Source organism: Streptomyces sp. NPDC048718 (genome assembly GCF_043198875.1).
In the GTDB taxonomy this organism is placed as follows: domain Bacteria; phylum Actinomycetota; class Actinomycetes; order Streptomycetales; family Streptomycetaceae; genus Streptomyces.
In genome coordinates, this window is record NZ_JBICVG010000006.1 from 368,507 (window position 1) to 380,088 (window position 11,582).

At 72.5% G+C, this 11,582-nt stretch carries 10 protein-coding genes; 5 read left to right on the forward strand and 5 right to left on the reverse strand.

The features are described from left to right. Positions 1–40 precede the first annotated feature (40 nt). The 4 genes from ACGFRB_RS14370 to ACGFRB_RS14385 form a co-directional block, all read right to left on the reverse strand. The gene (locus tag ACGFRB_RS14370; protein ID WP_361224472.1) at positions 41–124 is read right to left on the reverse strand and encodes a putative leader peptide; all 84 of its coding nucleotides are present in this window, start codon (positions 122–124) and stop codon (positions 41–43) included. 191 nt (positions 125–315) lie between these two features. Beyond that, the gene (locus ACGFRB_RS14375; RefSeq protein ID WP_393242978.1) at positions 316–885 is read right to left on the reverse strand and encodes a GNAT family N-acetyltransferase; all 570 of its coding nucleotides are present in this window, start codon (positions 883–885) and stop codon (positions 316–318) included. Positions 886–1,103: 218 nt separating this feature from the next. Next, entirely contained in the window at positions 1,104–2,414 is a 1,311-nt protein-coding gene (locus ACGFRB_RS14380) for a GAF domain-containing protein (RefSeq protein ID WP_393242980.1), read from the reverse strand. Between the two features lie 522 nt (positions 2,415–2,936). After that, a complete protein-coding gene (locus tag ACGFRB_RS14385) occupies positions 2,937–4,646 on the reverse strand; it encodes an acyl-CoA dehydrogenase family protein (protein ID WP_393242982.1) in 1,710 nt (569 codons plus the stop codon). A 17-nt stretch (positions 4,647–4,663) separates the two neighbouring features. On the opposite strand from ACGFRB_RS14385, the gene ACGFRB_RS14390 reads away from it, so the two are divergent. Together ACGFRB_RS14390 and ACGFRB_RS14395 are read left to right on the forward strand one after the other, a co-directional pair. Then, positions 4,664–5,806 (forward strand): YihY/virulence factor BrkB family protein, encoded by a 1,143-nt coding sequence (locus tag ACGFRB_RS14390; protein ID WP_393242984.1) that lies wholly within the window; start codon positions 4,664–4,666, stop codon positions 5,804–5,806. Between the two features lie 139 nt (positions 5,807–5,945). Next, positions 5,946–6,746: a helix-turn-helix domain-containing protein gene (locus ACGFRB_RS14395; protein ID WP_393242986.1), complete on the forward strand. Its 801-nt coding sequence runs from the start codon at positions 5,946–5,948 to the stop codon at positions 6,744–6,746. Here the strand turns inward: ACGFRB_RS14395 and ACGFRB_RS14400 are convergent. Beyond that, positions 6,731–7,180 carry a VOC family protein gene (locus ACGFRB_RS14400; protein WP_393242988.1) on the reverse strand — a complete coding sequence of 150 codons (450 nt, stop codon included), beginning with the start codon at positions 7,178–7,180 and terminating at the stop codon, positions 6,731–6,733. The genes ACGFRB_RS14395 and ACGFRB_RS14400 overlap by 16 nt on opposite strands. Positions 7,181–7,604: 424 nt before the next feature. Here ACGFRB_RS14400 and ACGFRB_RS14405 point away from each other — a divergent pair, with 424 nt between their 5' ends. The 3 genes from ACGFRB_RS14405 to ACGFRB_RS14415 are packed head-to-tail and all read left to right on the forward strand — an operon-like array spanning position 7,605 to position 11,552. Beyond that, on the forward strand, positions 7,605–8,630 hold the full coding sequence (locus ACGFRB_RS14405; protein ID WP_393242990.1) for a 2-ketoarginine methyltransferase: 1,026 nt from the start codon (positions 7,605–7,607) through the stop codon (positions 8,628–8,630). A 25-nt stretch (positions 8,631–8,655) separates the two neighbouring features. Beyond that, positions 8,656–10,059 (forward strand): MFS transporter, encoded by a 1,404-nt coding sequence (locus ACGFRB_RS14410; protein WP_393242992.1) that lies wholly within the window; start codon positions 8,656–8,658, stop codon positions 10,057–10,059. Continuing rightward, complete coding sequence (locus ACGFRB_RS14415) at positions 10,056–11,552, forward strand: argininosuccinate lyase (RefSeq protein ID WP_393242994.1); 1,497 nt, start codon at positions 10,056–10,058, stop codon at positions 11,550–11,552. Before ACGFRB_RS14410 ends, ACGFRB_RS14415 begins: the two co-directional genes overlap by 4 nt. Positions 11,553–11,582: the final 30 nt, after the last annotated feature.

An 11,582-nucleotide genomic window follows, 5' to 3' on the forward strand; every position in this document is an offset into this window, starting at 1 on the left:
GAAACGGGACGTCAGGGGAAACGCGGCGGTGCTGGATCTTTCAGCGCGCCGGACAAATGGCGCTGGACACGCGGCCGAGGTCGACGTGCCGCCGACTCACCAAGGCAATTCCAGTTCCAGGCATGACGGAAGCGTGTCACGGGACTTTGGACCCAGTCCACCAACATCCGGGATGTGGACGATTCGGTCTCGTATGACGAGATAGCAGAGATCGAGGCGCAGAAAAAGGGGCCCTTTTCGGGGCCCCTTTTCCCTGGCGGGATGGTGCGGTTGTGGCCGCTGTGCGGCCTGGTGCGCGTGATGCGGCGCGGTGTCTCAGGCGCCGGGACCCGGCCACGATCCGGGGGTCTCGGACGGCTCGATCTGCTCGGTCTTCGTGTCGAAGAGGCGGAAGCCGCGGCGCTCGTAGTTGGCCATCGCGTGCTCCCCGTCCAGGGAACAGGTGTGCAGCCAGACCCGCTTGGTCGGCGGCCGCTCGGGCCAGCGCTCCGCCAGGTCCCAGGCGCGCGCCACGCCGTACGACAGCAGCCGGCCGCCGATTCCGCGCCCCCGGAAGGCGGGTATCAGGCCGAAGTAGACGATCTCCACGACCCCTTCGTCCTGCGCGTCGAGCTCCACGTACCCGGCCGGCGTCCCGTCCTCGTACGCCACCCAGGTCTCGGTGCCCGGCTTCTCCAGGATCGCCTGCCACTGCGCGCGGGTCAGGGACAGTCGGTCGCCCCAGTGGATGTCGCCGCCGACCGCGGTGTAGAGGAAGCGGCTGAACTCCGCCGACGGGAACCCCACGCGCGCGATCCGCAGCTCCCGGCCCTCGGGGGCGGGGGACGGGCGGAGGTCGTCCGGCGAGGTCTGTTCCAGGGACCAGGTGGTGAGAGTGATGCTCATGGGGCTATCGCATCATGCGGAGCGCCGGATTCCCAGGGTGGACGGGCAGTGAATCCGGCGACCTCTGTCCACGATGTGGACAGTCGGTCAGTCCGTGGACGGGTGCCCGCCCCTGCCGCTCGCCCCTCCTCGCCCTGCCGCTCGCCTGACCGCTCGTCGGCCGCCCCACCCGCTCCTCCGCTCGTACCTGCCCTCTTTGCTCCCGGCCGCCCCTCCGTTCAATCCGGCGGTTGGTCGCGGGCCGCGCGGACCGCCGGGGCGGTCGACCGGGGCAGCAGGTCCGCCGGGTCGGCAGGGCCGCGCAGTTCGACCTCCACCTCCTCGCCGAAGCGGTACGGCCGGTGGGCGAGGACCCCCGCGAGGGTGCGCCGGATCCGGGAGAGCTCCGCCCGTACCGTCACCGTCCGGGCCGGGTCGCCGAACACGTCCCGCGCCAGCTCCGCCGCCGTCCGCCCCTCCGGGTGCCGCGCGAGCACGTACAACAGCTCGGCGTGGCGCGGGCTCAGTTCCTGCGACCAGGAGCCGGCCTCGCCCGACACGGCGACCGTCCAGCGGTGCGGCCGGCTCACGTCCAGTACCACCCGGCTCGCCGCCCCCGCGCCCGGCACCGGACCACCGGCCTCCGGTTCCCCGGACTCGACCCGCAGCAGCCAGCCGCCCGGCAGCGGCTCCACCGCGCACATCCCGAGCGCCGGCAGCCGGACCCGGCCCGCCCGCAGCGGCTTCGGCAGGGCGAGCCGGTCCACCGGCGCCATCCCGGTCACCGCCGCCGTCCAGCCGTGCTCGTCCACCGCGACGGCCCGTCCGCCCACCCGGCACAGGATCGGTGCGGCCACCGACCGGAGCCGTTCGACCGACCGCAGATGCCGCTCCCGCAACTCCGCCTCGGCCAGCCGCGCCACCGTGTCGACCAGGGCCAGGGTCGCCGGGTGGAAGGCGGCCGCCGGACCGCTCACGTCCACGATCCCGAGCAGCCGTCGGTCGCGCGGGTCGTGCACGGGGGCCGCCGCGCACGTCCAGTCGTGCAGGGACTCGACGTAGTGCTCGGCGGAGTGGACCTGCACCGCGCGGCCCATCGCGAGCGCCGTGCCCACCGCGTTGGTCCCGGTCGAGTGCTCGCTCCAGGCCGCGCCCTCCTCCAAGCAGATCCCGTTCGCCCGGCGCATCACCCCGGTGTGCCCCTGCCGCCACAGCACCCGGCCGTGCTCGTCCGTCACCACCATGATCTGCGTCGAGGCGTCGGCGATGCCCGCGAGCCCGCCGGCCAGCGTGCGCATCACCGCGCCGAGCGCCGTCGTCCGGCGGCGTTCCTCCAACTCGTCGCGGCGCAACAGCACACTGCTGGTGGCCTGGTCGGGCAGGACGCCGAGACGGGTCATCCGCTGCCAGGAGGCGTCGATGACCGGGCGCGGCGCCACCGGCGGGGTCCGGCCGGCCAGGGTCGCCTCGCGCACCCGGCGCAGCAGCCGGGTCGCCCGCGCGGCGTCCATCGTCGCCAGCCGCTTCAGGTCGAGCTGACTGTCGTTCATCGGTCCCCTCCCGGCCGCCCGTGGCCCGCGCTCGCCGCCGTACCGGATCGGCACCGGCTCGGCACCGGCTCCGCACCGGGCGCTCGCGTGCGGTGCCGTGCCGTCATTCCGTAAGGCGCTCCCTGTGCTCCCGGACGCTCCGGCGGACCGGCGCGCGCTCGCTCCCCACGTTCGCTCCCCGCGCTCCGGACGCTCCGGCGTACGCGGGAACGCCGGCGTACGTGTGACGCCGACGCGCGCGGGCGCGGGCGCCCGTCGTACCGCCCGGTGGCAGCCGGTACCGGACGCTCGGAGCCATCCTGCAACCCCCTGCAACCCTGGCGAACGCCGCCCCCGGTGCGCGAGGGTGGGCGGAAGCGGAGGGTGGTGCCGTGTCGGCGCGGCACCACCCTCGGCTTTTGCTCCAGTCGGTCCCTCGCGGGGCCGGTCGCCGGTGCCGCCCGCCCCCCCCGGCCTCCTCACCCGAAGGGCGGATACTTCGAACTTCAGTTCAGATCGGAGTGCGGGATACGGAGCGCGCCCTCACCCCGCCTCCACCGGTCGCGCCCGCTCCACCACCGCGCCCAGGGCCACCGTGTGCGGCAGCGTCCCGAACGACGCACCCCAGTCCCCGCCCAGCCGCGACGCGCAGAACGCGTCCGCCACCTCCGCCGGTGCCCACCGCACGAGCAGTGCCCCCTGGAGCACCCGCGCCATCCGTTCCACGAGCCGCCGCGCCCGCGCCTCGATCCCCTCCAGATCCGCCAGCTCGGCGAGCATGTCCCGGATCGCCCGGTCCAGCCGGTGATCCGCCCCGCGCGCCCGGCCCACCTCGGTGAGGAACGCGTTCAGCGCGGCCGGCTCCCGGCGCAGCACCCGCAGGACGTCCAGCGCCTGAATGTTCCCGGCGCCCTCCCAGATCGAGTTCAGCGGCGACTCGCGCAGCAGCCGGGGCAGCCCCGACTCCTCCACGTACCCGTTCCCGCCCAGGCACTCCAGGGCCTCGGCCACCACCGGCGTACACCGCTTGGTCACCCAGTACTTCGCCACCGGCACCGCGATCCGCAGCAGCTGCCGCTCGTGTTCCCGCTCCCGCTCCCGGGCGCGGACGCTCTCCGCCTGCACGGACTCGGCCTCCGTCACAGCGCCCTCCGCCACGTCGTACGCCGCCGCGAGCCGCATCCCGAGCACGGTCGCCGCCTCCGACTCCAGCGCCAGATCGGCGAGCACGTTGCGCATCAGCGGCTGGTCGACGAGCGGCCGGCCGAAGGCGCTCCGGTACGAGGCGTGGTGCACGGCCCGCGCGACCGCCTGCCGCATCTGCGCCGCCGAGCCCAGCACGCAGTCCAGCCGGGTCGCCGCCACCATCCCCATGATCGCGTGCAGCCCCTCGCCCTCCGCCCCGATCCGCCGCGCCCAGGTCGTCCCGTCGAACTCGACCTCCGCCGAGGCGTTCGACCGGTTGCCCAGCTTGTCCTTCAGCCGCTGGAGCGCGAACGCGTTGCGCGCCCCGTCCGGCAGCACCCGCGGCACCAGGAAGCACGACAGGCCTTCCGGTGCCTGGGCCAGCACCAGGAACCCGTCCGACATCGGTGCCGAGCAGAACCACTTGTGCCCGGTCAGGGCGTACGTCCCAGCCTCCGCCAGCGGCTCGGCGCGGGTGGTGTTCGCCCGGACGTCGCTGCCGCCCTGCTTCTCGGTCATGGCCATACCGAGCAGGACGCCCGCCTTCTCCAGCGGCGGCCGCAGCTCCCGCTCGTACACGCGCGAGGTCAGCAGCGGCTCCCACGCCGCCGCGAGCGCGGGCTCGGCCCGCAGCGCCGGCACCGCCGCGTGCGTCATCGACAGCGGACAGCAGTGCCCCGACTCCGTCTGCGACGCCAGCAGGAAGCCCGCCGCCCGCCGCACATGACCACCCGGGCGGCCCCACGCCCCGCCCGCGAGCCCCGCGCCGACCGAGTGGCCGACCAGCCGGTGCCAGGCCGGATGGAACTCCACCTCGTCGATCCGGTTGCCGAAGCGGTCGTGCGTCACGAGCCGCGGCGGGAACTCGTTCGCCAGCGTCCCCCACTCCAGCACCTGCGCCGAGCCGGCCGAGCGCCCCAGCCCCGACAGCTCCGCCCGGGCCTCCTCGTACATCTCCGGCGGAAGATGTCGTTCCACGGCCTCGGTCAGTGCCCGGTCGGTACCGAACAGGTCGTACCCGACCAGCGGCGGAGCCTGATTGGTCACGGTGTGGGTCCTCGGAGCCATGCCGATACGGTAATGAGGTGCAGGCAGCAAACGAAACACCCGAGCGGGGCGCGCGGGCCGAAGAGGCCGACCGGCGTCCCTGGAGCAGACTCCATCGCGCCCGCGTTCTCTACCGGAACGTCTCGAAGCGGCAGATGGCCTGGCTGCTTCTGAAAGACACGGTCAATTCGTGCATGGAGTACCGCATCCTCGGTCTCGCCGCCGAGGCCGCCTTCTTCACACTGCTGTCCCTGCCACCCCTGCTGCTCGGCCTGATCGCCCTCCTCGGCTACGCCGACGAGTGGACCAACACCAACACGGTCGCCAGCATCGAGGAGAACATCCTCCACGCGGCCCGCACCGTCCTGTCCGAGCGGGGCGTGAACGAGATCGCGCGCCCCCTCGTCGAGGACGTCACCGAGGCGAAACGGCCCGATCTGATCTCCCTCGGCTTCGCCATCGCCCTGTGGTCCGGCTCCCGCGCGGTCAATGTCTTCATCGACACGATCACGGTCATGTACGGGCTCGACGGGCACCGCGGCATCGTCAAGACCCGGCTGCTGTCCTTCCTCCTCTATATCGTCGCGCTGCTCATCGGGGCGGTGGTGCTGCCGCTCGCGGTGGTCGGCCCGGACCGGGTCGTCGCGATCGTGCCCTGGAGCACCGAGGTCGTCTCCGTCCTGTACTGGCCGGCCGTCATACTCCTGTCCGTCGTCTTCCTGACGACGCTCTACCACGTGTCGGTGCCGGTGCGCTCGCCGTGGATCGAGGACATCCCCGGCTCTCTCGTCGCCCTCGCCATGTGGGTGCTCGGCAGCTTCCTGCTGCGGATCTACCTCACCAGCCAGGTCGAGGGCCCCACCATCTACGGTTCTCTCGCGGCGCCCATCGCCGTGCTGCTGTGGATCGGCGTGTCCGCCTTCGCCGTCCTCGTCGGCGCCGCCGTCAACGCGGCCATCGACCGGGTGTGGCCGTCCGTCGCCACGGCCGCCGCCCGCGAGGCCAACGACCGGGTGCGCGCCGCCCAGGCCGCCGATCTGGTCGCCCGGCTCCGTGCGGAGGAGGACGACGTGGACGAGGACGATCCCGACATGCCCTCGGAGTTCCCGGAGCGGTGGTCGAAGTTCCTGCCGCCGGACGATGTGCGGTCGCGGCTGCACGCGGGGCGCGACAAGGACTGACACGGCGCGCGGAGGCGGTGCGCGCGGGTGGTGCGCGCGGGCGTGGGGCGTGGACGCCGGGCGGATGCCGGCGGTCGGGCGGGCACGGGGCGCCCGGCGCACGACGAGGACTCGGGTACGGACGGCAGGGGGCGGTCAGGTGTACGAGGAGCGTCCCTCGCTGCTCGACGGCGCGGTCGTCTGGACCCGTGTCCTCGGCCCGGCCGGTGACGCCGTCACCCCCGTTCCCCCCGTTCCCCCCGTTCCCCCCGTTCCCCCCGATCCCTCCGATCCCTCCGATCCTTCCGGGGGCCCCGCCACTCCTGGTCCGGAGATACGCCCCGTACTGCCCGACGGGTGCATGGACCTGATCTGGGCCGACGGGCGGCTGCTCGTCGCCGGTCCCGATACCCAGGCGTACGCCGTCAAGGACCCCGCCGCCGCGTACGCGGGCGTGCGCTTCGCGCCCGGGGAGGCGCCGGGGGTGCTCGGCACCGAGGCGAGCGCGCTGCGCGACCGCCGGGTGGATCTGGCCGATCTGTGGGGCGCCCGGACGGCCCGCCGGCTCGCAGACGACATCACCGGCGCGGCCGACCGCGCCGCCGCGCTCGAACGGCTGGTCCTCGGCCGGGCCGCCGCCGCCCCGCCGCCGGACCCGCTGCTGCGGGCCGTGGTCGCCCGGCTCCGGGCGGGCGGGACGGTCGGGGCCGCCGCAGCCGAGACCGGTCTCGGCGTACGGCGGCTCCACCGGCGCTCACTGGCCGCGTTCGGCTACGGCCCGAAGACCCTGGCCCGGATCCTGCGGCTGCGCCGCGCGCTCGACCTGGTGGCGGCGGGCACGCCGTACGCGGTGGCGGCGCACCGCGCGGGCTGTGTGGACCAGGCCCATCTGGCCCGTGAGATGCGGGCCCTGACGGGGATGACCCTGACGGGTTACACCACCGGTCAGCGGTCCGCGTAGAGCGACACCGCCGCGCCGTCCGGGTCGAGCACCACCGCGTACCGCTGGCCCCACACCGCGTCCCAGGGCTTCAGCCGCCCCTGGTGCCCGGCCGCCGTCAGCGTCTCGTAGACCGTGTCCACCTGGGCCGGGTCGGCGCAGCGGAAGGCGAGCGCGACCCGGTCGCCGCCCGCGGGCCGGGTCCAGCCCGGGTCGTAGGAGCGGACCGTGTCCTCGGTGTCCCACAGCACCCGCGCGCCGCCGGGCAGGGTGACTTCCACATGCGGGTCGGCCTCGGCGCCGGGCGGGACGTCCAGGCCGAGCAGCCGGTAGAAGGCGAGGGAGGCGGCCATGTCGGCGGTGACCAGGCCGATGGCGTCAAGGCACGGAGCGGGTCGGTCCGTGCGCGCGGTGGTGCCCGGGGCGGGGTTCGCGGGGCTGTCGTTCGTGTCCATGGCCGCACGCTAGAAGCCCCAGGGCCTCGCCGTCTTGTACGGATCGGACACTGGGCCCGGTGGCACTCGAACGGCCCTGCGGGTCCGCCCCCGAGGATCCGCGCGGGGCACGAATATGAATTCGACGAAATCTCCGGTGCGATGATTTGAAAAGCCATCTCATCATCCTTCTTCTCTTCATTGTCCGGTAAACGAATTTGTGTGCGCGACCCACTCGGCTCCCGCTGTCGCATGGGGAGATCGCGCGCCAATACAGAAACGGGCAGATCAAGTCAAGCCTGGATTCCTCGCCGAGACTCCCGTTACAGTCCAGGTACCGGGGATTCGAGTGGGGCCCTCCGTCGTAGCCGTTCCGTCGGCGCGGACCGCACCAGCCAGGACACGGGTTGCAGCAGCCGACAGCGACGACGAGAGCGAAGAGGCCATGCAATTGGATTTCGAGCAGCGCCTGATCTCCGCGATCCAGCCCATCAGGGGTTTCTTTCTCGCCCAGTGCGTCGAGTTCGCGATGACCAGCGGACTGCTCGACCGGCTGAGCCGGTCCTCGCCGGCCGCCACCGGCGAACTGGCCGAGGAACTCGGTCTCCACCCCGAGCGACTCACCGGCCTGCTGCGCTACCTGGAGGGCGAGGGCATCGTCACCGACTCCGAGGGCATGCCCGCCATCACGGCGAAGGGCCGGGAGTTCCTCGCCTTCCGCCCCTGGTACGAACTCCTCATCGGCGGCTATGGGGCCACCCTGCGGGAACTGCCCGAGGTGATGGCCGACCGCGGGCGTTTCGCTTCGCGCGACGGCACGATGGTCGGCCTCGGCAGCTGCGGGATGAGCCGCCACGACGCCGTCCCGCTGGTCAAGCGGATGATCGCGTGCCTGCCCGAACCGCCCGGCGCCCTGGTCGACCTGGGCTGCGGCGACGGGACCTTCCTGCTCGACTTGTGCGAGGGCGGCAGCCCGGGCGTCGGCGTGGACCCCACCCCCGGCAGCATCGACAACGCCCGCCGCGCGGCGGCCGAGCGCGGCATGGCGGAACAGGTCGCCTTCGTGAACGCGACCGCCGAGGACTACATGGCCAAGGCCGAACCCGCGCGGGCCGGCGCCCCGTGCTTCGTCACCGCCTTCTCCCTCCAGGAGATCCTGGAGCAGCGGGGGCGCGACGCCACCGTCGAGGTCGTGCGCACCGCCCTCGCCCACGCGCCGGGCGCGCACCTGGCGATCGTCGAGGTCGACCACCGGCCGCTCGATCCGGCCGTCACCCGGCACGGACTGGGCAACGCCTATTACAACCCCTACTACTTCCTGCACCAGATCACCGAACAGCGTCTGGAGACGCGGGCCTTCTGGGAGCAGCTCGTCGAAGAAGCCGGCGGGGACGTCATCGCCTGTATGACGACCGCGCCCGAAGTCGACTCGACCGGCCTTGAGCTGGGATTCCTGGTACGTGCCCGGTAGTTCCGGAGAGGAAAAGGCGAAACGAATGCCAGCTGGGTTGTGGCGCCACCGGGATTTCCGGAATCTCTGGCTCGGGCAGACGGCCTCCATGTTCGCGGCGCATATGGTGGCGGTTCTCTTCCCCTTGCTCGCCTCCGTTTCCCTCGATGCCTCCTTATTCGAGATGGGCCTGCTTTCGGCGGCGGGCTACGTTCCCTACCTCGGGGTCAGTCTCTTCGCCGGCGTATGGCTCGACCGGAAACCGAAGCGCTCCATCATCGTGTTCTGCGACCTGGCCCGCGCACTGCTCCTCCTCGCCATCCCGGTGGCCTGGGGGCTCGACATCCTGAGCGTGCCGACCCTGCTGGTCGTGGCGCTGCTCGTCGGGTCTTTCAGCGTCGTCGCCGACGTGGGCAGCGCGTCGATCCTGCCCGCGCTCGTCGAGCGGGACGATCTGATCGAGGGCAACAGCAAGCTGGAGCTGAGCGCTTCCTCGGCGAGCATCGCCGGCAGCGCGCTCGGCGGCGGCGTCTTCCAGCTGCTCGCCGGGCCGGTCTCGATGATGATCAATACCGTGCTCTTCGCCCTGTCGGCGTTCTTCACAGCACTGATCCGCGACGAGCGGAAAGCCGGCGCGGGCGGCGAGGCCGATGCGGACGGTGAGGGCGACGAGGAGGGGGAGGCGGCCGGGGAGCCGGGGCAGACCCTATGGCGCGACATGGCCGACGGCGTCGCGTTCGTCACCGGCCACGCCACGGTGCGGACCCTGGTCCTGACCACGCTCGTCATCAACTTCTTCATGGCGATCGCCGAGCCCGTCGCACTCGTCTTCGTCACCCGTACCCTCGACATCCCGCCGTTCAGCGTGGGCCTCATCCTGGCCGCGTCGGGGGCCGGAGCGCTCGTCGGCGCGGTGATCGCGGCGCCGATGAGCCGGGTGCTGCCGCTCGGCCGGCTGCTCGTCGTCACGGCCGCCCTGACCGGCGTCGCCTCCCTGCTGACACCGCTGGCCACCCTGGTCCCCGCAGTCCCGGCGGTGGTGCTGATGGTCGCGATGTACACGCTCGACGCGGCGATGATCGTCGTCTACAACATCAACCAGCGCAGCTGCCGCGCGGCCATCACGCCGGACGCGATGCAGGGCCGGATGAACGCGACCAACCGCATGGTCGTCATGGGCGTCATGCCCGTCGGCGCCATCCTCGGCGGACTGCTCGGCACCGCGGTCGGCACCCTGCCCGCGCTGATCCTCGCCTCCCTGGGCACGCTGATCGCGCCCCTGATCCTCCTGTGCACCCACGTCCGCAGCGTCGAGCGCGTCCCGGAGCAGATCGGGGCGGACAGTGGGACGGACAGGAGGACGAACAGCGGGGCGGACGGCGGGACGGGCAGCGAGACGGAGACCGGGGCAGCGGCCGGGGCGACAACCGAAACGGAGCCCACGTCATGAGCGAGCGGCTGAGCGGCCGGGTCACCGAGGACCCGAGTGCCCTGGTCAGGGAGCTGGTCCTCGATCCGCAGTTCCGCTACGAGGCCGAGCACCTGCTGCCCTGGTACCTCGCGATCGAGAAGGCCCTCGTGGCCGAGTACCTGCGCATGGAGCTGATCGGGGAGCGGGAGGCACACACTCTCGGCCGCCTCCTGGACGGGGTGACACCCGAGGGCGTCGAGGAGAAGCGGTCGCAAAGCCTCTCCGACATCGCCCTGGCGATCGAGCGCAGCGTCACCGAACGCCTCACCGAGCCCGTCCCCGTGTGGCACGCCGACCGCAGCCGCAACGACCTCCAGGCCTGCGCCCAGCTGATGTCCGCCAAGCGGCGACTCCAGGAGACGGCGGGGGAAATGCACCGTCTCGCGGACGCGGCCCGGCGGCTCGCCGGCCGGACCGCCGACGTACTGATGCCGGGCTACACGCACTTCCAGTCTGCCCAGATCATCAGCGCGGGCCACTACTTCGCCGCCCTCGGCGACCGGCTGCTGCGCCGCTCCCGGCGCATGCTCCAGACGTACGACCTGATCGACGCCTGTCCGCTCGGCGCCGGAGCCATGTCGGGACAGGAACTGCCCTGGGACCGCGACCGGCTGGCCGGACTCCTCGGCTTCGACCGCGCCGAACCGCTGGCGCTCAACGCGGTCGCCTCCCGGGAGTGGGCCGCCGAGGCCACGGCCGAACTCGGGCTGCTCGGCGGCACCTTGAGCCGGTTCTGTACCGACCTGCTGATGTGGGCCGGCAGCGAGCACGGATTTCTCGATCTGCCGGACGCGCTCTCCGGGATCTCCGCGGCCATGCCGCAGAAGAAGAACTTCCCGATCCTGGAACGCATCCGCGGCAAGACCGCCCATCTGGCCGCCTTCCATGTCGATGTGACGCTCGGTCAGCGCAATACGCCGTACAGCAATCTCGTGGAGGTCTCGAAGGAGGCCGGCACCCATGTCGCCGCCGCCTTCGACACCTGCCGGGACGTACTGCGCCTGCTCACCGTGGTCCTGGAGGGCCTCGTCCTGCGCGAGGACCGGCTTCTCGAAGCCTGCGAACAGGAGTACTTCGGCGGGTTCACCCTGGCCAACCGGCTGACCCTACGCCACGGCGTCCCCTGGCGCACGGCACAGGTCGTCGCCGGCGGCTACGTCCTCGCGGGAGTACGCGCCGGACGGGCGCCCAAGGACGCGGCGCCGGACGTCCTCGTGGCCCTGGCCGCCGAGCACGGGCACACCGTCGAGGACGCCGCAGGACTGCTCGCCGACGCGTTCGACGTACGGCGCGCGCTGCCCCGGATGCGGTCCGCCGGATCCGCTGCCCCCGACGAGGTGCGGGTCGCGCTGGCCGTACAGAAGCGGGAGGGGAAGGAGCTGGCCGCCGCCTGGGAGCGGCGCGCGGCGGTCGTACGGCAGGCGCTGGACGACACGGACCACGCACTCGGTGCGGGAGCCGACACGAAATGAACGCACGCGGGGGAGCACAGTGGATCAGAG